The following is a 19,242-nucleotide window of genomic DNA, read 5'->3' as shown; positions in this document are numbered from 1 at the left end:
ATTCGTCTCACGCTAGCTCAGTTCGTCAGCGCGAAGGTCTCCAGCTTGGCGGCATTGTCGCCATTGACCAGAACGCAGTCCATCAACTGCTTTTCCTTGGCCGGCGATTTCTTGTTCTTGATGAAGTCGTTGGCCTGCTCGACCGCCATCTGCGCCTGCGCGAAGGCCGGCTGCAGCACGGTTGCCTTGATGCCGCCCGACGTGATGGAGTCGCGCACGTCGTTCGATCCGTCGAAGCCGACGACGATGACATCCTTGCGGTTCGCCGCGGCAAGTGCCGCATAGGCGCCCATCGCCATCGTGTCGTTGCCGGAGATGACGCCCTTGATGTCGGGGTTGGCCTGAAGGATCGATTCCATCTTGGAATAGGCTTCCGTCTGGCTCCAGTTGGCCGACTGCTGGGCGACCATCTTCAGGTCCGGATAGTCGTCGATGACGTCGTGATACCCCTTGGAGCGAATGCCGGCATTGGTGTCGGATTCCTTGCCGACCAGCTCGACGAAATTGCCTTTCTCGCCCATCAGCTTGACGAATTCCTGCGCGCCGAGCTGGGCGCCCTGGTAGTTGTTGGAAACGATCTGCGCGACGGCGACGCCGGTGGCGTTGATCTCGCGGTCGATGAGGAAGGACGGAATGCCTGCGTCCTTGGCCTTCTGCACAGCGGCGACGGTAGCGTCGGCGCCGGCATTGTCGAGGATGATCGCCTTGGCCCCACGGCCGATCGCCGTGTCGATCAGCTCGGACTGCTTGTTGGCGTCGTCGTCATGGACCAGCACCAGCGCCTCGTAGCCGAGTTCCTTGGCCTTGGCCTCGGCGCCGACGGCTTCCGCCTTGAAGAACGGATTGTCGTGCGAGGGCGTGATGATGGCGATGAGATCCGCCGCGTAGGCGGGAACGGCCGTGCCAAGCGCCAGCATGCCGGCGAAAGCCGCAAGCGTCATTCTGCGTGTGAGTTTCATGAAGTCCTCCCGTTTGAAAATTGCCTTGGTCAACCAAGGCCTCTGTCGGCATCCGAATTCGTCAGGCAGCGCGGGCGGCGGATCGCCCTCGGGCTAAAGAGCCGTTTGCCGGCTTCCCCTCCACGGGTCGTTGCTCCCCAGCCATCTCCCATTCGCCCAGGCTTGGAACTCCCTGCGAAACCCTGTCGATCCGAGCCAATGAACAGCTAAGCCAACTGGTATGATGAGTCAACAACAAATTCAGGTGATATGTACCTGATGAGCGGCGACAACCGACCGTCGGCAACGGTACGCCGACGCGTCGAGGCGCTGCGGCAAGCGCCTGTCGTTTCTTCAGGTGATGCGCTGAATGCTGGCGGCGATCTCTTCCGGCTCGAACACGCGTTTCCAGTCGTCACGCATCAGCACCGGCTTGCCGAACTCGATCGCCTTGTTGCAGGCGTCCGAGAAAACGCCCTTGGTCTCGCCGAAGATGACGGCGCCGAGCACGTTCATATGGCCGAGCAGGAAGTCGAGCGCCGCCTGCTTGTCGACGCCGCGTGCCACGACCTCGTCGACGGCTTCCTTCATGACCACCAGCAGCGAGGCGCACACAGTCTCCGAAAGGCCGGGTTCCAGCAGCGCCATCTGGTCGACGGTGACGCGGTGCGAACGCATGACCGGCGCCCAGATGATTTTCGCGATCGCCTCACCCTTTGTGTAATCCTCTTCCGGTCCCTGCATCAAGGCGCTGACCATATGCTGCTTGGCCTTGACGCCGCCGAAATAGTCCTTCTTGGCCGCCATGTCTGTCTCGTCATTGAAGATCGGTGGATGGCAGGGGTGAGTGACGAAATAGGTGAGGTCCGGCCGCTTCGGCAGATGGCCGGCGAAGGGTGCCGCCGCGTCGAGCACCACCACCATCGTGCCTGATACCAGCTTGCTCTCGATACTGGTCGCCACCTTGCCGATATGCGTGTCGGGAACGGCCAGGATCACCACATCGGCACCCTTGAGCGCTTCGTCGGCACTGACCGTATCGAACCCAAGTCCGGTTTTCAGCCGTTCGCGGCCGGCATCGCTGACCTCGACATGGCGTATCGTGTAGGGCGATCCGCGAAAATTGGTCGACAGGCGGTAGCCCATTTTTCCGCCGGCACCGAACAGCGCAATCGTTGTCATCTGGTCACTACTCCTGATCTCAATCGACGGTGTCGCCCGTCGTCAACTTATTAAGTGGTATAATCACACTACCAGATTTTGGCAATCCGATAATGGGTGAATGCGTGCAAGTCATGGCTGCCGGTCTCCCGCCGGCACCGCGGCGTCGCCGCCTGTCGGCTCGACCGGCGCTCGCCGTATCATCGCCTGTCGTCCGGCAAGTGCCAGCACGAAGATGACGACGATGCCCTGCACGATGTCCTGGGCGCCCGGAGGCAGGCCGATGATCTGCATGGTGGTGACGATCAGGATCAGCAAGATGCTGGCGAACAATGTGCCGACGGCGGTTGCAGAGCCGCCGAAGATCAATGTTCCGCCGAGCACCACCGCTGCGATCGACTGCAAGAGGTAGGGCTGGCCCATTTCGAGGAAGGCCCCGCCGATATAGGCGCCGAGCAGCAGTCCGTTGAGCGACGCCAGCACCGACGAGATGATGAAGGCCGATGCGATCACTGGGCCGGTCCTGATGGCGGCGAGCCGCGCGGCAGTGCGGTTCTGGCCGACCGCCGACAACAGCTGGCCGAACACCGTGTAGCGCAGCACGAAGGAGGTTGCCGCCACACCTGATATGGCGATGACGGCCATGACCGGCACGCCGGAAATGCGGCCCGATGCCAGGTATTTCAGTGCCGGGCTGACGGTGAAGCCCGAGATCGCACGGTTCGACAGCAACGTCGCGGTGGCCAGCACATAGCCGGTCGCCAGCGTAGCGATGATGGCCGGGATGCCGAGCCCGACGACTAGCAGCGAATTGAGCGCCCCGACCGCAAGGCCGAGCAGGATCGCGGCGGCAACGCCGATGGCGAGATTGGCATCCTCGCCCTTGATGGTGAGCAGCGCGACGAAGGCGCTAAGCGTGATCACCGAGGCAACCGACAGGTCGATGTTGCCGCGGCCGGTCGTCACCACGAACATCTGGCCGATGCCGACGATCGTCAGGAAGGACGCCGACAAGATGATGCCCGACAGGCTGGACAGACTGAAGCGATTGGTGACGATCGACAGCACCAGCCACAGAAGCAGCACGCCGATCGCCGCCCAGATCCAGCGGTTTCTCTGCGACCAGAGGCTAAAGGCGGTCAGGGCGTTCATTGTTCGCTCCTGCGGTCGGCGGTCAGGCTGTGCAACGTCAAAAGGGCGATCAGGATCAGGCCTTGCGTCGCGGCGTTGAAATCGCTGCTGACGTTCAGCGTGCCGAGCAGCGCGCCGATCAGCGACAGCGTCACCGCCCCGGCAACGGCGCCGACCGGCGAGATGATGCCCCCCAGCAGCGAGCAGCCGCCCATCACAGCGGCGGCGACGCTGAGCAGCGTGAACGAATTGCCGGAGTTGATGTCGCTCGCAGTGTTGATCGCCGTCAGCGACAGACCGGCTGCACTCGCAAACAGCCCTGCAATCAGATAGCGCACTAGCGCGTAGCGTGTTGGCGACCATCCCGAACGGATCATCGCCGTCGGGTTGTTGCCGAACCCGCGCAGCACCACGCCGAGCGGCAGCCGGTCGATGACGAAGACGATCAGCGCGACGGCCGCGATGAGGATGATAGAGGTGGGCACGAAGCCGAGCGACCAGCTGAAGAGCGCCGACAGCCATTCCGGGCTGGCCCCGCCGGGCGTCGGCTGCAGCGCATAGCCCAGCCCCACCCAGATGAAGGAGGCGCCGAGCGTGACGACGATGGCTGGGATCTTGCGCGCCTGGATCACCCCGCCAAGCCCGGCATAGGCGGCGAGCGCCGCCACCAGTGCCAGAGCGCCGAGCCATGGCTGGTCGTAAAGCAGCGTGGCGCTGAGCACGCTGACGAGGCCGGCAAAGGCGCCGACGCCGAGGTCGATCTCGCTGCCGCCGACGATGAACATCTGCGCCGCCGTCACCAGCACCAGCGACAGTGCCGGCATCAGCAGTAGATCGAGCCCGAAGATCGAGGCGACGGCGGGATTGGCTGAGATCATCACGGTCAGCACGGCGGCGAGGCCGATGAAGGGCGCTGCATCCACCAGCCTGCGGCCGAGCCTTGCCGCTGGCGCGTCCTTGTGTCGGGCAGTTGCGTGCCTGTCCGCCGGTTGGGCGAAGGATGCGCCGACAACAGCCGATTCCGTGATCGCATCGCCGGCGAGTTCCCTGACGATGCGTCCGCCGGCAAAGACCAGAACGCGATCGCAGGCCAGCAGTTCGGCATCCTCGGTCGTATGCCAGACCAGTGCGCGGCCGCTGCGCGCGATCTCGTTGCACAGCCGGTAGAAATCCTGCTTGGTGGCAATGTCGACGCCGCGCGTCGGGTCGTCGAGCAGGATGATCGGGGTGTCGGCGACCAGCGCTCGGGCGACCAGCGCCTTTTGCTGATTGCCGCCGCTGAGTTCGGTGATGTTGGACTGGAAGCGGCTGTCGTCCAGCCGCAGTTTGCTGGCGGCACCAGCGGCCATCTCGCGGTTGGCGCGATCGGAAACCAGGCCCAGCGCCGGGCGGCGGGCCAGTGCGCCGATGCTGATGTTTCCTAGCACGCTCCACAGCGGGAACACGCCTTCCTTCTGCCGGTCTCCGGCGATGAAGCCGGCCTGCGCATGTCTTGTGACCGTGCCGTTTTGCTTGGCGTGGGGACTGAAGATCCCATGCAGCAGCTCCTTCTGCCCGCTGCCTTCGAGGCCGGCCAGCCCGACGATCTCGCCGCGCACGATCTCGATGTCGCGGCCGAGTTCTGATGTCAGCGGGCCGGAGAGCCGCACCAGCACATCCTGGGCGGAGGCGGTGGAGACGGCGTGCTGGTGCACCGGATTGGCATCGCCGCCCATCAACTGCACCAGTCCGCCGATCGAGGCGTCCGCGACCTCGCCCTGCCACGCGGTGCGGCCGTTGCGCAGCACCACGATCTCGGTGGCGATGTCGATGATCTCCTGCAGCTTGTGGCTAATGAAGATGAAGGCAAGCCCTGCCTTCGCCCGTTCGCGAATGAAGGCTCTCAGTTGCTTGGAGCGGTCGAGATCGAGCGACGATGTCGGCTCATCGAGCACGATCAGCCTGACGCCGGGCGTTGCCGCGGCGCGCGCGATCTCCACCATCTGCCGTTCGGCGATGGAGAGGTGGCCGACTTCGGCGTCGGCATCGATGCCGTTGCCTGGAAAGACAGCGTCGAGTGCTGCGCGGGCCCGAGCCCTGTAAACCGTTCTCCACCCCGGTCGGGCCGCCGCATCCTGAGGCGTTTCCAGAAAGAAATTCTCGGCGACCGAAAGGTTGGCGCAGAGCGAAAGCTCCTGATGCACCATGCGGATGCCTTGCCGCTGCGCCTCGGCGGTGCCGTAGTCGGCGAAGTTCACCTGTGCGTCGGCGAAGGAAATCGAGCCTAGGGTCGGCCACATCGCGCCGCACAGGATACGCATCAGCGTCGATTTTCCAGCGCCGTTGCCGCCGACCAGCCCGATCACATTGCCGGCACCGACGCAGAGGTCGATCCCTGCGTTGGCGAGCGTCGGGCCAAAGCTCTTGGTTATCCCGGTGAGCGAAACGACACTTTGCCGGACGGGGGCGGCAAGCGCCGCCAACGCGGCCCTGTCCTGATCGGCGACGGCAGACTGGGACATTCGTCCTCCGTTTCTTCGACGGCGACGATCGGGCGGTGCTCCGGCACCGCCCGATCCTGTAGCGCTGGTTCGCGTTACTTGCTCAGCAGGTTCTGCTTGACCCAGTCCAGCGAATAGCTTGGGCTGATGATCTGGCCGCCTGGCAGCTTGGCGTATTCCTTGAGGTTGCCGGCATCGACCGTCGCCACCGGCATGATCATCAGCTTGGGCGCCTGGGCGCCTTTCAGCAGCGACAGGCCGAGCCAGAAGGCAGCACCGCCGATGCCTGGCGTGGTGTTCATGGACACAGTCTGGTAGCCGTTCTTGGCGTTCTCATCCGCCCACCATTTGACGAAGTCGGTGCCGCCGCCGCCTTCGATGATCGGCATCTTGCCGGCGTAGTCGCCGCCATACTGAACGAAGGCCTGCGCGATGCCGACATCGTCGCTGCCGCCCTGGCCAAGCACGGCGTCGACGTGCGGCAATGAGGGCAGCACATTGGCGATCGCCGCCTGCGCTACCGAGGCGGTCGCCTGGCCATAGACGGTCGCGACCACCTTGATATCGGGATACTTCGCCAGCACCGACTGCTGCGCGTTGAACATGTCGTTGTCGGGCGCCGAGCCCTTCACGCCGCGCACCTGCAGGATGTTGCCCTTGCCGCCGAGCATCTTGAAGACGGCCTCGGCCTGGGTGGCCTTGTAGCCCTTGAAGTCGAAATTGAGCTGGTAGTTGCAGGGCGCCGAGGCCACCGAATCGAAAGAGATGACGATGATGCCGGCTTTGCAGGCCTTTTCGATGATGCCATTGACCGCCGTTTCCGAGGCGGCATCGACGGCGAGTACGTCGACCTTCTTGAGGATCAGCTCCGCGATCTGGCTGTTTTGCTGCGCCACCGACCCATCGCCGTTCATGACGATATAATCGGCGATCTGCCCGGCGGCCTTGGCTTCCTTGGCGGAGGCTTCGAACGCTTCCACCATCTGGTGCCGCCAGGTGTTGCCATAATAGGCGTTGGCGAGCGCGATGACCGGCGCGTCCGGTGATGCCATTGCCGGCAACACGGCAACGCCTACCATTGCGGCGCCGGCGAGCGCCGCCACAGTTACAAATCTCATGGTATTTCCTCCCAAAAACACGATCGGCTTGGCTTGCCACACGAGCACAGCGTAACCTCCAGAGACACGCTATGTGAGGTACATATTATACCAGCATACCAAATAGGCAAGCGCCGGCAATGTCATTGCCGCGCATCGCCTGTTGTTGCGGCCGCTACCTTGATGGAATGGTAATTCGTGATGGCTTTCTGCGGCGGCTTACGAGCCGCTCTTTGGACAGAAGCCGTGAGACCGGGGAGTTCGAGCACTACTTCAAAAGATCGGCCAGCACGTCGAAAGCGGCGTCGATGTCGGCGCGGACTGCGGCCCTGACGGCTTCCACGTCCCGGTTACGCAGTGCCGCGAACATCTCCTGGTGGTGTTCGTTGGCGGTCGAGTAGTTTCCCGAATCGTGCAGCATGTTGAAGTAGGGGCTGATCTGCAGCCAAAGGTTCTCGATGATGTTGAGCATGTTCTCGGAACCGGCCGCCCGATAGATCGAGAAATGAAAGGCGTAGTTGGCGCGCAGATAGGATTTGACGTCGCCGGCGGCATTGGCCTGTTCGAGCGCATCCAGATGCTGGCGCAACTGCGCTACGGCCTGGTCGTCCATGCGCTCCGCCGCCCATGCGGCCGCGATCGCCTCGATCTCGAACCGGACACTCCTGAGGTCGATGAGGCGCGCGCGACTGAGTGCCGGAATGCCGATCGAGCGGCCTGAAACCACCATCAGCGCGTTGGCTGCCGTCAGGCGCCGCAGCGCTTCCCTGACCGGCATCGGGCTGACGCCAAAAGCATCGGCAAGGCTCTGAACCGTTACCATCTCGCCCGGCACGATGCTGCCGTCGAGGATCAATTCGGTGACATGGCGATAGACCCTGTCCTGCAGGGTTTCCCTGGACAGGGGTGTGATCTCGACCCCTGGCTTTCTGTACGCCGATCGAGCCATCTCCCGTCAACCTTCCCGCCCAAGGGCGACGCTACCGCCAGAGCAATTCCAGGAAAAGTGTGAAACGGCTTTCCGTCCGGAATTGCGCCGAAGCAAAGAGGCAGAATGGTTCCGCGTTTCACAGAGACGCGGAACCACTCTGGTGTCCGGAATGCAAGGTTCAACATGCCGCGTCAAGCGCTCAGACCCCTGGTTTTGATATTAAGCGATTTCATCATTGATCTTTGATCAAATAGTGTTACGGTCGCCGGCATCGAATGGCAAGGGTTACGTTCGTGCCCTTGGGAGGCATTCGGTCGTTCGGATCGGGAGGAGTTTCATATGGGTATCGGATTGAAAGTCCGGCGGCTCGCGCTGCTGGCCGGCATGGCTTTATGCGCCCTTGGGCTGTCGGGCGCGCAGGCAGCCGAGAAGCACAAGATTTTTCTCAGCATGAGCTACATCGGCAATGATTGGCAGGCGGAGGCGGCCAACATGGTCAAGGCCATGGCCGCTCACAAGAGCCTGGCCGACAAGGTCGACCTGCAGGTCCAGGTCGCCGGGCCGAATGCGCAACGCCAAATTCAGCAGATCAACGCAATGGTGCAAAGCGGCGCCGAGGCGATCGTCGTGTACCCGATCTCGCCGACCGCGCTCAATCAGGTCGTCAAGAATGCCTGCGACAAGGGCGTGAAGGTCTTTGCCTACGACGCCGAGATCACCGAGCCATGCGCCTACAACGTCCACATCGACCAGTTGGAAGCGGGCAGGGTGACCGCCGAATGGCTGGTCAAGAAGCTCAACGGCAAGGGCAACATCATCGCCGTCACGGGTGTTCCGGGAACATCCGTCGATGATCAACGGACAAAGGCCGCCAAGGAAGTCTTCGCCAAATACCCTGACATCAAGATCGTCGGCGAGGCTGTCGGCATGTGGAGCCAGGCGGTTGCCCGCACCGAGCTTTCGAAGATCCTGGGCACCCGCAATTGGGACGACATCAACGGGCTGTGGATGCAGGTCGGCTGCTTCACCGCCAACTCGATGCAGCTCGAGGCCGGTAAGAAGACCAGCGAACTCCTGCCTTGTGCCGGCGAAGGCTCCAATGGTGGTCGCATCCAGATGCTGCCGGAGGGGACCGAAGTCGAAGGTGCGGCGCCGCCCTATGCACCGGCAGGCGCGCAACGCATTTCCTATGCCTCGCCGCCTTATTCCGGCGCGCTGGCGCTGAAGCTTGCCGTCGAGGCGATCGAAGGCAAGGACGTGCCGAAGACCACTATCCTGCCGCTGCCGGTCGTCACCAATGAGACGATCAAGCTGTGCGACGAAGGCACATGGGCGGAGATGAAGGCAGGCTGCAACGCCTTCAAGCCGTCGCTGGTCTCCAATCCCGGCTGGTTTGCCTCGATCTTCTCGGACCAGGCACCCGAGGTCGGCCTGGCCGCTGCCCTCGTCGGACAGCCTGAAGACTGAGCCTCCCAAGGCGATCGCGACGATGCGCGGACAGTCTTGTCCGCGCATCGTCTGCCCCAAGCTCGGCGATCGAGGACAATGACAGAACACTCCAAGGTTCCCGCCATCGAGATTGACGGCATCAGCAAGGCGTTCGGCCCGACCGTCGCGCTGGACGGTGTGTCGTTCGAGATCGCGCCCGGCAGCGTCCATGCGCTGCTCGGTGAAAACGGAGCCGGCAAGTCGACGCTGGTGAAGCTGCTGTCCGGGCTGGTCCGGCCAAGCGAAGGCCATGTCCGTGTCTTCGGCAAGGAGATCGCTTACGGCGCACCGCGCGCAGCACACGCGCTGGGCGTGCAGACGGCGTTCCAGGAGATGACCCTGGTGCGCGATCTTTCCGTCCTCGACAATATGCTTTTGCCGTACGCTCCCGTCGGCGTCTCCGGCCTGATCCGCCGCCGTGCCGCCCGCAAGGCTGTCCGCCGCCACATCGACGATCTCGGTTTTTCCGTCGATCTCGATGCCGAGGTGAGCGAGCTCGAGCTTTCGGTGCGCCAGAAGATCGAAATCGCGCGTGCCGTCTACCGCAAGCCGCGCATCCTGCTGCTCGACGAACCGACCTCGACGCTCGCCGGCCGCGACGTCGAATGGCTGGGTGATATCATCGCCAGGCTGAAGGCGGCGGGCACCACCATCGTCTTCATCACCCATCGCATGCGAGAAGTCCGCGCCTTTTGCGAGATGCTGACGATCCTGAGAAACGGCCGCCACATCGTTACCGCGCCGGTTGCCGACGTCTCGGATGGCGACGTCATCGAAAAGATCATCGGCCGCAGCATCGAGCAGACCTTCCCGCCCAAGCCCGACGGCGCCCAGGCCTTCGGTCCGCCGGTTCTGGGCGTGCGCGACCTCAAGGTCGGGCGCAAGCTCGACGGCGCCGGCTTCGACCTGCGCAAAGGCGAGATCCTAGGTGTTGCCGGATTGCAGGGCATGGGCCAGCAGGATCTGTTTCTGGCCTGTTTCGGCATGGCCGAAATCACTCGCGGCCACATCCTCGTCGATGGCCGCAAGGTCTGGTTCGGCTCGCCCGCCGATGCCTTGCTGCCCAACATGGCGATCGGCCTGGTGCCCGAAGATCGCAAATCCGAAGGCCTGTTCCTGAAACTGTCGGGCAGCCAGAACGCCACGCTTCCCGTGATATCGCGCTTCACACGGCTAGGCCTTGTCGACGCGCAGGCCGAAACCCGCTCCGTCGAGGCGGCATTCGCCACTGTCGAGGTCGACCGCCGCGCGCTGTGGACGCGGGCCGGCGCGTTTTCCGGCGGCAACCAGCAGAAGATCGCCATCGCCAAATGGCTGGTGGCGCAGAGCCGCATCCTGCTGTTGTTCGATCCCACCCGCGGCATCGATGTCGGCACCAAGCACGAGCTTTATGTGATGATGCGAAACTACGTGGCTTCGGGCGGTTCGATCCTGCTGCACTCGACGGAGATTCCCGAACTCGTCCACCAATGCGACCGGGTCCTGGTTCTCTATGACGGGCGCATCGCGGCCGAACTCGAAGGCGACACCATCACCGAGCCGGCCATCATGCGCCCAGCGCTCGGGCATGCTGGGGAAGCCGCATGAGCAGCGCAGCGGTTTCATCTCCTGTTTCGGGCGGCTTCGGTCTGCGCCGTGCGCTGATGCGCAACCGCGGCGCGCTGATCGCCGCGATCGTCCTGGCGATCCTGCTTTTCGTCGTCGACTGGATCAGCGCCGGTCCGCTGACCTATTTCGATGTGTCGTTCCTGTCGAGCGGTGGCGCGACCTCCGCGCTCGCGGCGATCGGCCAGACCATCGTGATCCTGTCGGGCGGCTTCGACCTGTCCGCCGGCGCGGTGATATCGCTGGTCAATGCCGTGCTGGCATCGAGCATGGACCCGATGGCGCCAGGCGCCAGCATCATCTTGTGGACCGCCGTCGGCATCGGCGTCGGCATGGCGGTGGGCGCGTTCAACGGCTTCTTCATTGCGGTGCTGCGCATGCAGCCGATCGTGGTCACGCTGTCCACCATGTTCATCCTGCAAGGCGTGACGCTGCTGGTGATGGACAAGCCCGGTGGCTTCGTGTCCCCCGATCTCGGCACATTCTATCTCGGTGACGCGATCACCGGCTGGCTGCCGATGCCCCTGGTGCTGATCGGCGTCGTCCTGCTCGCCTGGTTCTGGCTGAAGGGAACCCGCTTCGGCACCGCACTTTATGCGGTCGGCAGCGATACAGAGTCGGCCGCTTCTGTCGGCATCAATGTCGTGCTCGTGCGCTTTGCCGTCTATGTCATCGCCGGCGGCTGCTATGGCCTGGCCGGCGTGTTCATCAGCGCCCAAACCGGCAGTGGCGATCCGCTGGTCGGCAATCCGCTGCTTTTGTCGATGTTCGCGGCGGTCGTCGTCGGCGGTACGCGCCTCGGCGGCGGACAAGGCGGCCCGGTGGGTTCTGTCTTCGGCGCCTATATCCTGATGATCGTGGTGAACATCCTGCTGGTGCTCAATGTGTCGGCCTATTATTCGACGATCGCCGAAGGCACCATTCTCGTGCTGGCCGCACTTGCCGGCTCCATCTCCCACGCATCGGTGCTTGCCGTGCAATTGCGCGCCGCGCGCGCCCGGCTTGCCGCCTGGCGCGCCGGCATATTGCCCTCGCAGCTCGAGCGCGTGGACAGGCGTCTCAAGATCGCCGAGCCATCGCATGGCCAGCGCAGTCCGGCATCGCCGCGCCCTGCCTTCCATCTGCGCAACGCGGAGACGCTGCGCTATGCGCTGCCGGCCTATGTCTGCCTGCTGGTCATCGTGGTTGTCACGCAGATCTGGCTCGGCCGCGCCATCCTCAATCCGGGCTACTGGAATTCGCTGCTCGTGCTGTCGTCCTTCCTCGCCGTCCTGGCGCTCGGGCAGGGAACCGTCATCCTGACCGGCGGCCTCGACCTCTCCGTGCCGTGGACGATCGGTATCTCCGGCATCATCCTGGCCGGCATGGTCAACGGCTCCGACGCGGCGCTTGTCTACGCCTTGCCGGTCGTGCTGATGATGGCCTGCGCCATCGGCTTCGCCAATGGCTTCGGCATCGTCTATCTCGGCATCTCGCCGATCGTCATGACGCTTGCCACCAACGGCATCCTGCAAGGCTGCGCGCTGCTTTATTCGCAAGGAACGCCGGCCGGATTTTCATCACCGATGCTGCGCTGGTTCATGACGGCCAGGCTCGGCGGCCTGCTGACGCCGATCGTCCTGCTGATGGTCGTCTTTGTCGTGGCGGCAGTGCTGCTGCTCGGCCGCACGCCGTTCGGGCGCAGGGTGTACGGCATCGGCAACGGGCTGCGCGCGGCGCGCTTGTCGGGCATCGGCGTCGAGCGCACACTGATCCTGGTCTACATGCTCTCGGCCGTCTGCGCGGCTGTTGTCGGCATCATGCTGACCGGTTTTTCCGGTCAGGCGAGCCTTGGCATGGGCGACGACTATCTGTTGCCGTCGATCGCCGTGGTGGTGGTCGGCGGGGCGTTGATCACCGGCGGGCGCGGCCACTATCTCGGCATGCTTGGCGGGGTGTTGTTGCTGACGGCGTTGCAGATGCTGCTGGCCGGCACCACGCTTCCCTATGCCACAAGGGCAATTCTTTACGGGCTGGTCGTTCTGGGCGCCGTCATGGCGCTGCGCGAACGGCGGCTGCAATGAGAAGGACAGGACGATGAGCACAAGGGCGCCGGCATCGGCGGACGACTTTCTGACCGGGCTGAAAGGCCAGCGCGTGCTGGTGACGGCAGGCGCCGGCGGTATCGGTTTTGCCATAGCCGACACGCTGTCGCGGCTCGGCGCCCGCATCGTCGTCTGCGACGTTTCCGATGAGGCGCTGGCCGCCGCTCCCGGCAAGATCGATCTGGTCGCCGCTGTGAAGGCGGACGTTTCGCGCGACGAAGATGTCGACCGGCTGTTCGAGGCTGTGAAGGAAAAGCTCGGCGGACTCGACGCGCTGATCAACAATGCCGGCATTGCCGGGCCGACCGGCGGTGTCGACGAGATCGAGCCGGCCGACTGGCGGCGCTGCATCGACATCTGCCTGACCGGCCAGTTCCTGTGCGCCCGGCGCGCCGTGCCGCTGATCAAGGCGGCGGGCGGCGGCTCGATCGTGTCGATGTCGTCGGCGGCGGGCCGCCATGGCTACGCCTTCCGCACGCCCTACTCGGCGGCCAAGTTCGGGGTCATCGGTTTCACGCAGAGCCTCGCCAAGGAGCTTGGGCCGCATGGCATCAGAGTCAACGCTATCCTGCCCGGCATCATCGAGGGACCGCGCATCGAAGGTGTCATATCGGCACGCGCCAAGCAGGTCGGCATCAGCCACGAAGAGATGACGGATCGCTATCTCCAGAATATCTCGCTGCGCCGCATGACCAGCCCCTATGATGTCGCTGCGATGGTCGCTTTCCTGCTCTCCGATGCGGGGATCAACATTTCCGGCCAGTCGCTCGGCGTCGACGGCAACGTCGAAACACTTTGAGGAGCCTATCCATGGCCAATGTCGCGATCGTCGGAAGCGGGTTCATCGGGCGGGCCTGGGCGATCAGCTTCGCCCGCGCCGGCCATAATGTACGGATGTGGGACCAGTCGCCGGCCGCGACCGGTGGCGCCCGCGACTATATCGCCGGCGTGCTCGGCGATCTCGCCGCGAACGACCTGCTGCGAGGACAGGCGATCGACGCCGTGCTTGACCGGATCACCATTGTCGCCGAGCTGGCAGAGGCGCTGGCTGGTGCGGCCCATATTCAGGAGAACACGCCTGAAAACCTCGAGGTGAAGCGGGAGGTGTTTTCCCTGATTGACAGACTTGCCGATCCGCAGGCAGTCATCGCCAGCTCCACTTCGGCGCTGTTGCCGTCGAAATTCACCGACCATCTGCAGGGCCGGCATCGCTGTCTGGTCGTGCACCCAATCAATCCGCCCTATCTCATTCCTGCGGCCGAGGTCGTGCCGGCACCGTGGACTTCTGCCGAGACGCTCGAGAGGACTCGCGCCTTCCTCATCGACGCCGGCCACGCGCCGCTGGTGATGAAGCGCGAGCTCGACGGCTTCATCATGAACCGCCTGCAAGGGGCGTTGCTCGAAGAGGCTTTCCGGCTCGTCGCCGACGGCTACGCCAGCGTCGAGGATGTTGATATCGGCATCCGCGACGGGCTTGCGCTGCGGTGGTCGTTCATGGGTCCGTTCGAGACCATCGATCTCAATGCGCCTGGCGGCGTGCGCGACTATGTCGAGCGCTATCAGTCGATCTATTCGAACATTTTTCCGCAGATGCTGCGCCGCGTCGACTGGGCGGGCGAGGTGATGAAAACCGTTGAGGCCGACCGGCGCGAACGCCTGCCGCGCGAGAGTCTCGGCGAACGGCAGGTGTGGCGCGACCGCAGGCTGATGGCGCTGGCGGCGCACAAGAAAAAATCGGATCAGGAGTACGGACAATGAGCGAAACCAGCCGCAAGACCGGCGCCCCGCAGACCAGGGGCAAGGTCATCATCACCTGCGCGGTGACGGGCGCCATTCACACGCCGACCATGTCGCCTTATCTGCCGATCACGCCCGACCAGATCGCGTCGGAGGCGATCACCGCGGCCGAAGCCGGTGCCGCGATTCTGCATCTGCATGCCCGCGACCCGGAAACCGGCAAGCCCGACCAGACGCCCGAGGCCTTTGCCCGCTTCCTGCCGCGCGTCAAGCAAGGCACCAACGCCGCCATCAACATCACCACCGGCGGCAGCCCCTACATGAAGGTCGAGGAGCGCGTGCGCCCGGCCGCCCAATTCAAACCCGAAGTCGCCTCGCTCAACATGGGTTCGATCAATTTCGGGCTCTATCACCTCGCCGACAAATACGAGACCTTCAAGTTCGACTGGGAAAAGCCGCATCTGGAAGCGACGCGCGATCTCGTCTTCCGCAATTCGTTCAAGGACATCGAGTACATTCTGGCGACTTGCTACGACAACGGCACGCGCTTCGAGTTCGAGTGCTACGACATCGCCCATCTCTACAACCTGTCCCACTTCGCCGACCGCGGGCTGGTGAAGCCGCCTTTCTTCGTGCAGTCGGTGTTCGGGTTGCTTGGCGGCATCGGCACCCATCCCGAAGACGTCGCGCATATGAAGCGCACCGCCGACCGGCTGTTCGGCGACCAGTTCCGCTGGTCGGTGCTGGGCGCCGGCGCCAGCCAGCTCCGCATCGCCGCGCAATCGGCGGCGCTTGGCGGCAACATCCGCGTCGGGCTGGAGGACAGTCTGTGGGCGGGCAAGGGCAAGCTTGCCAAATCGAACGCCGAGCAGGTCTTGCTGGCCCGCAAGATCATCGAGGGGCTCGGCATGGAAGTGGCGACGCCCGACGAGGCGCGCGAGATCCTGTCATTGAAGGGCGGCGACAAGGTCGCTTTCTGACGCCGCCAGACCAATCGCTGCGTGACGCCAATACCCGAGGAGGACGGCATGAAGATCGAAGTCGTTGTGGACGTGAAGACTACGCTGGGCGAGGGACCGCTGTGGGATGTCGAACAGGAGCGCCTGTACTGGATAGACAGTTTCGACGGACGCGTGTTTCGGGCGACCTCCGACGGGCGCGAGATACGGTCCTGGGACGTGCCGATGAAGATCGGCTCGATGGCGCTGCGCAAGGACGGCAACGGTGCGGTGGTGTCGCTGCAGCGCGGCTTCCATCTGCTCGATTTCGCCACCGGCGATGTGACGCTGATCCACGACCCGGAGCCGGACAAGCCGATGAACCGGCTCAACGACGGCAAGGTCGACCGGCGCGGCCGCTTCTTCGCCGGCTCAATGGATACGATGGAAGAGGGGCCGTCCGGCGGCCTCTACAGGCTCGATCCGGATTTCTCCGTCACCCGCATCGATTCCGGCATCATCTGCTCCAACGGTCCATGCTGGAGCCCCGACGACCGTACCTTCTATTTTGCTGACACCTGGACCGGCGAGATCTGGGCCTATGATTATGATATTGCCACCGGTGCCGCCACCAACCGGCGCACCTTCGTGCGTGTCGACACCAGCCGGGGCGGTGCGGCTGACGGCTCGACTGTCGATGCCGAGGGCTATCTGTGGAATGCGCTGGTCTATGACGGCCGGCTGGTGCGCTACGCGCCGGATGGCAGCATCGACCGCGTTATCGACATGCCGGTCAAGAAGATCACCAGCGTCATGTTCGGCGGACCGAAGCTCGACACCCTCTACGTCACCTCGATGGCCAAGCCGCCGCTGCCGCGTTTTCCCGGCGACGGCGTTTTGCGCGGCAGCCTGTTCGCCATCACCGGCCTTGGCATCAAGGGCGTTGCTGAACCACGCTTCGGTGGCTAACGGTAGGAAGCATTGAGCCAGCCTCCGAAGCCGGTTTGATCAGTGCAACAGGCTGTTGGCCGCAGCGGTCAAGCACGGTTTCGTGCTGCTGATTTAAGTTCGAGAGACGCTGGCTGCACGGGCGCGTCTAGTCCGATTTCGCAAGGCTCGAATTGAACTTGCGGCGGGCGTTTTCCAGATGCTCGCGCATCGCTCGGCCGGCCGCCTCCGGATCATGCTGCTCGATGGCTTCGAATACGTTTTTGTGGCCGGCAAAGCTCCTGCGGTTCTCGACTTCGGTGTTGGCCATGTGGATGCGCTGGTTGATCAGCCATTCCACCAGCGCTTCGTGCGCGGCGAGGAAGATCGGGTTGCCGGGAATCGCGGTCAGCACCCGGTGAAAGGCGACATCGGTGACGGCGAAGGCACGGGCGCGCGGAATGGCGCGTTCGTTCTCGGCAAGTGCCGCCGCAAGCGCCTCGACCTGTTCGCGCGTCGCCACCTCGGCGGCATGGCGCGCGATCGAGACTTCGAGAAACAGCCGCAACTGCTCGAAATGGCCAATACCGTCGGGCTGGTCCATCAACAGATGCGCCGTGCCGGTCAGTTGCTCCAGCATGTTGCGCGGCGTCGGCCGCGTCACCTTTGGCCGCTCGCCGCTGTTGATGCGCACCAGTCCCATTTTCTCCAGCGCAAACAGCGCTTCGCGCACCGAGGGGCGGCCGACATCGAACATCGACATCAGGTCGCGCTCGGACGGCAGCGAGGCGCCGACCGGATAGACCTCGTCGCGGATCATCTCCTCCAGGCGGAGGCGGACTTCATCGGACAATTTTTTTCGAACCGGCATATTGTGCATGGTCTACCTTTTAAGCTATTAGACCAGTCGCCGCAAGTGAGGACTTGCGGGACGGAAGGGTTGGAGGAGGCCGCCGCCAGCCGATGGTGCGGCGGTCGGCGCGACAGACGAGGGTCTGACGCGGGAGCAGGCCTGGAGCAGGGGCATCGCCCCGATTTCGGCCGGCGGAAAGCAACGGGAGGAGAATTCCATGAGACGACTGTTGATGAGCCTTGTGCCGGCGCTGGCGTTGATGTTTGCCGCCGTGGCCGCCAAGGCCGAGGGAGGCGGCACGTTCCGTTCCGCCATGCGCACCGGCTGCATCGAGATGGGCACGCTGCACACCACCTGCGGCCACCGGCTGGACGAGACGGTGCTGCAGGGCCTCGTCCACATCAAATGGACAGGCGACGGCGTGCAGCCGATGCTGGCCGAAACCTGGAAGACGCCGGATGGCGGCAAGACCTATGTCTTCAGCCTGCGCCATGGCGTCAAATGGCATGACGGCACGCCCTTCACCGCCAAGGATGTAGTGTTCAGCCTCAACCTTTATGCCAACCCCAAGGTTGGCTCGCCCTGGGCGCAGAAGCTCGGCGCAGTGGCTGGGTACAAGGCTTTCCAGGATGGCTCGGCCTCCTCGCTTGCCGGGGTCAAGGCGATTGACGACATGACCGTCCAGATCGAACTCGACAGCGCCAAGCCGCTATGGGTCGAGCTGCAGCTTATCGCCATCAGCATCTTTCCCGAACACATTCTCGGCAAGGTCGCGCCCGGCGACATCAAGGGCAACGCCTTCTGGGTCAACCGCGTCGGCACCGGTCCGTTCATCTGGAAGAAATACGAGAGCGACCAGTATGTCGAGGTCGACCGCAATCCCGATTATTTCCTCGGTGCGCCCAAGCTCGACCGCATCATCTACCAGATCTACAAGGACGTGCCGCCGATCATCGCCGCACTCGAGACGCAGGAGGTCGACGCCATGTCCTATGAGGGCGGCGGCGTGCCCATCTCCGAACTCGCCCGGCTGCAGAAACTCGACTACCTGACGGTGCTGCCGAAATTCTCCGCCGGCCTGCCGACCTACCTGCAGTTCAATCTGGAGAACAAGCGCTTCGCTGACGTGCGCGTGCGACAGGCGATGCTCTACGCCATCGATCGCAAGGCGATCATCGAGACGGTCAAGCAGGGCGCCGGCGAGCTTCTAAACACGCTGTTCCCGCAAGATTGGGCGCGCGCCAAGGATCTCGAGCCCTACGACTACAATCCCGACAAGGCCAAGCAGCTGCTTGCCGATGCCGGCTGGGACGCCAGCCAGCAGGTGGATTTCATCTACTATTATTCCGACCAGATGAACGTCGACACCGTCACCGCCATCCAGAGCTATCTGGCCGCCGTCGGCGTCAACATTGAACCGCGCCTGCTCGATCCGGCGGCGATCAACCAGGTCTATGCCGACGGCAGCTTCCAGATGGGCTTCTTCGCCAACGGCATGGGGCTCGATCCCTCGCTGGGCTCGCCGCTGGTGGTCTGCGGCGCCAAGCCGCTCGGCTTTGGCTACTGCAACCCCAAGGTCGACGAACTGTTCAACAAAGGGCTGGAATCGAACGATCGCGCGGTGCGCGCCGAGAGCTACCAGGAAGCCTCGCGTATACTCAACCAGGAGCTGCCAAAGGCCTGGCTGTGGAACGAGGTGCGGCCACTGGCTTTCAACAACCGCATCGTCGGCCTGCCACAGCACTTCAAGGAACAGCCGCTCGTGATCTTCAACCACCCCGTCTACAACGAAGTCGAGAAGTGGGAAGTGGCGAAATAGGCCCCTGCGTAGACGTCCTCATCGGTGGGGCATCAGCTCTGGAACCTCATGCC

The 19,242-nt window shown here is 63.8% G+C and carries 15 protein-coding genes; 8 read left to right on the top strand and 7 right to left on the bottom strand.

Annotation, left to right across the window (positions count from 1 at the left end):
• Nucleotides 1-17: 17 nt before the first annotated feature.
• From ASD12_RS02765 to ASD12_RS02740, 6 genes are all read right to left on the bottom strand, one after another.
• Entirely contained in the window at nucleotides 18-959 is a 942-nt protein-coding gene (locus ASD12_RS02765; RefSeq protein ID WP_024502459.1) for a D-ribose ABC transporter substrate-binding protein, read from the bottom strand.
• A gap of 333 nt (nucleotides 960-1,292) precedes the next feature.
• Entirely contained in the window at nucleotides 1,293-2,120 is an 828-nt protein-coding gene (locus ASD12_RS02760; RefSeq protein WP_056581767.1) for a phosphogluconate dehydrogenase C-terminal domain-containing protein, read from the bottom strand.
• A 111-nt stretch (nucleotides 2,121-2,231) separates the two neighbouring features.
• Nucleotides 2,232-3,251 carry an ABC transporter permease gene (locus ASD12_RS02755; RefSeq protein WP_056581766.1) on the bottom strand — a complete coding sequence of 340 codons (1,020 nt, stop codon included), beginning with the start codon at nucleotides 3,249-3,251 and terminating at the stop codon, nucleotides 2,232-2,234.
• Entirely contained in the window at nucleotides 3,248-5,731 is a 2,484-nt protein-coding gene (locus ASD12_RS02750) for an ATP-binding cassette domain-containing protein (RefSeq protein ID WP_056581765.1), read from the bottom strand. Before ASD12_RS02750 ends, ASD12_RS02755 begins: the two co-directional genes overlap by 4 nt.
• A 74-nt stretch (nucleotides 5,732-5,805) precedes the next feature.
• Nucleotides 5,806-6,828 carry an ABC transporter substrate-binding protein gene (locus tag ASD12_RS02745; RefSeq protein WP_056581764.1) on the bottom strand — a complete coding sequence of 341 codons (1,023 nt, stop codon included), beginning with the start codon at nucleotides 6,826-6,828 and terminating at the stop codon, nucleotides 5,806-5,808.
• A 247-nt stretch (nucleotides 6,829-7,075) separates the two neighbouring features.
• The gene (locus tag ASD12_RS02740) at nucleotides 7,076-7,756 is read right to left on the bottom strand and encodes a GntR family transcriptional regulator (RefSeq protein ID WP_056581763.1); all 681 of its coding nucleotides are present in this window, start codon (nucleotides 7,754-7,756) and stop codon (nucleotides 7,076-7,078) included.
• A gap of 321 nt (nucleotides 7,757-8,077) precedes the next feature.
• Between ASD12_RS02740 and ASD12_RS02735 the strand changes: the two genes are divergently transcribed.
• The 7 genes from ASD12_RS02735 (at nucleotide 8,078) to ASD12_RS02705 (ending at nucleotide 16,559) form a co-directional block, all read left to right on the top strand.
• Complete coding sequence (locus tag ASD12_RS02735) at nucleotides 8,078-9,205, top strand: sugar ABC transporter substrate-binding protein (protein WP_056581762.1); 1,128 nt, start codon at nucleotides 8,078-8,080, stop codon at nucleotides 9,203-9,205.
• A gap of 78 nt (nucleotides 9,206-9,283) precedes the next feature.
• Nucleotides 9,284-10,813 (top strand): sugar ABC transporter ATP-binding protein, encoded by a 1,530-nt coding sequence (locus ASD12_RS02730; protein ID WP_056581761.1) that lies wholly within the window; start codon nucleotides 9,284-9,286, stop codon nucleotides 10,811-10,813.
• The gene (locus ASD12_RS02725; protein WP_056581760.1) at nucleotides 10,810-12,894 is read left to right on the top strand and encodes an ABC transporter permease; all 2,085 of its coding nucleotides are present in this window, start codon (nucleotides 10,810-10,812) and stop codon (nucleotides 12,892-12,894) included. Before ASD12_RS02730 ends, ASD12_RS02725 begins: the two co-directional genes overlap by 4 nt.
• A 13-nt stretch (nucleotides 12,895-12,907) precedes the next feature.
• Nucleotides 12,908-13,714: an SDR family oxidoreductase gene (locus ASD12_RS02720; protein WP_056581759.1), complete on the top strand. Its 807-nt coding sequence runs from the start codon at nucleotides 12,908-12,910 to the stop codon at nucleotides 13,712-13,714.
• Nucleotides 13,715-13,725: 11 nt separating this feature from the next.
• The gene (locus ASD12_RS02715; RefSeq protein WP_056581758.1) at nucleotides 13,726-14,673 is read left to right on the top strand and encodes a 3-hydroxyacyl-CoA dehydrogenase; all 948 of its coding nucleotides are present in this window, start codon (nucleotides 13,726-13,728) and stop codon (nucleotides 14,671-14,673) included.
• The gene (locus ASD12_RS02710) at nucleotides 14,670-15,632 is read left to right on the top strand and encodes a 3-keto-5-aminohexanoate cleavage protein (RefSeq protein ID WP_056581757.1); all 963 of its coding nucleotides are present in this window, start codon (nucleotides 14,670-14,672) and stop codon (nucleotides 15,630-15,632) included. The genes ASD12_RS02715 and ASD12_RS02710 overlap by 4 nt, the downstream gene beginning before the upstream one ends.
• 48 nt (nucleotides 15,633-15,680) lie before the next feature.
• Nucleotides 15,681-16,559 carry an SMP-30/gluconolactonase/LRE family protein gene (locus ASD12_RS02705; protein ID WP_056581755.1) on the top strand — a complete coding sequence of 293 codons (879 nt, stop codon included), beginning with the start codon at nucleotides 15,681-15,683 and terminating at the stop codon, nucleotides 16,557-16,559.
• A gap of 127 nt (nucleotides 16,560-16,686) precedes the next feature.
• Here the strand turns inward: ASD12_RS02705 and nanR are convergent, their stop codons facing one another.
• Nucleotides 16,687-17,388 (bottom strand): transcriptional regulator NanR, encoded by a 702-nt coding sequence (gene nanR, locus ASD12_RS02700; RefSeq protein ID WP_348271704.1) that lies wholly within the window; start codon nucleotides 17,386-17,388, stop codon nucleotides 16,687-16,689.
• A 199-nt stretch (nucleotides 17,389-17,587) separates the two neighbouring features.
• Here nanR and ASD12_RS02695 point away from each other — a divergent pair, with 199 nt between their 5' ends.
• A complete protein-coding gene (locus ASD12_RS02695) occupies nucleotides 17,588-19,189 on the top strand; it encodes an ABC transporter substrate-binding protein (RefSeq protein WP_082525201.1) in 1,602 nt (533 codons plus the stop codon).
• Nucleotides 19,190-19,242: the final 53 nt, after the last annotated feature.

The organism is Mesorhizobium sp. Root102, from assembly GCF_001425625.1.
Classification (GTDB): Bacteria; Pseudomonadota; Alphaproteobacteria; order Rhizobiales; family Rhizobiaceae; genus Mesorhizobium.
This window is presented reverse-complemented; position numbering and strand designations above follow the sequence as displayed.

Excerpts from the sequence above, each read along its gene's own strand:
- ASD12_RS02765 (WP_024502459.1), bottom strand. The coding sequence starts at position 959 with ATGAAACTCACACGCAGAATGACGCTTGCGGCTTTCGCCGGCATGCTG.
- ASD12_RS02760 (WP_056581767.1), bottom strand. The coding sequence starts at position 2,120 with ATGACAACGATTGCGCTGTTCGGTGCCGGCGGAAAAATGGGCTACCGC.
- ASD12_RS02755 (WP_056581766.1), bottom strand. The coding sequence starts at position 3,251 with ATGAACGCCCTGACCGCCTTTAGCCTCTGGTCGCAGAGAAACCGCTGG.
- ASD12_RS02750 (WP_056581765.1), bottom strand. The coding sequence starts at position 5,731 with ATGTCCCAGTCTGCCGTCGCCGATCAGGACAGGGCCGCGTTGGCGGCG.
- ASD12_RS02745 (WP_056581764.1), bottom strand. The coding sequence starts at position 6,828 with ATGAGATTTGTAACTGTGGCGGCGCTCGCCGGCGCCGCAATGGTAGGC.
- ASD12_RS02740 (WP_056581763.1), bottom strand. The coding sequence starts at position 7,756 with ATGGCTCGATCGGCGTACAGAAAGCCAGGGGTCGAGATCACACCCCTG.
- ASD12_RS02735 (WP_056581762.1), top strand. The coding sequence starts at position 8,078 with ATGGGTATCGGATTGAAAGTCCGGCGGCTCGCGCTGCTGGCCGGCATG.
- ASD12_RS02730 (WP_056581761.1), top strand. The coding sequence starts at position 9,284 with ATGACAGAACACTCCAAGGTTCCCGCCATCGAGATTGACGGCATCAGC.
- ASD12_RS02725 (WP_056581760.1), top strand. The coding sequence starts at position 10,810 with ATGAGCAGCGCAGCGGTTTCATCTCCTGTTTCGGGCGGCTTCGGTCTG.
- ASD12_RS02720 (WP_056581759.1), top strand. The coding sequence starts at position 12,908 with ATGAGCACAAGGGCGCCGGCATCGGCGGACGACTTTCTGACCGGGCTG.
- ASD12_RS02715 (WP_056581758.1), top strand. The coding sequence starts at position 13,726 with ATGGCCAATGTCGCGATCGTCGGAAGCGGGTTCATCGGGCGGGCCTGG.
- ASD12_RS02710 (WP_056581757.1), top strand. The coding sequence starts at position 14,670 with ATGAGCGAAACCAGCCGCAAGACCGGCGCCCCGCAGACCAGGGGCAAG.
- ASD12_RS02705 (WP_056581755.1), top strand. The coding sequence starts at position 15,681 with ATGAAGATCGAAGTCGTTGTGGACGTGAAGACTACGCTGGGCGAGGGA.
- nanR (WP_348271704.1), bottom strand. The coding sequence starts at position 17,388 with ATGCCGGTTCGAAAAAAATTGTCCGATGAAGTCCGCCTCCGCCTGGAG.
- ASD12_RS02695 (WP_082525201.1), top strand. The coding sequence starts at position 17,588 with ATGAGACGACTGTTGATGAGCCTTGTGCCGGCGCTGGCGTTGATGTTT.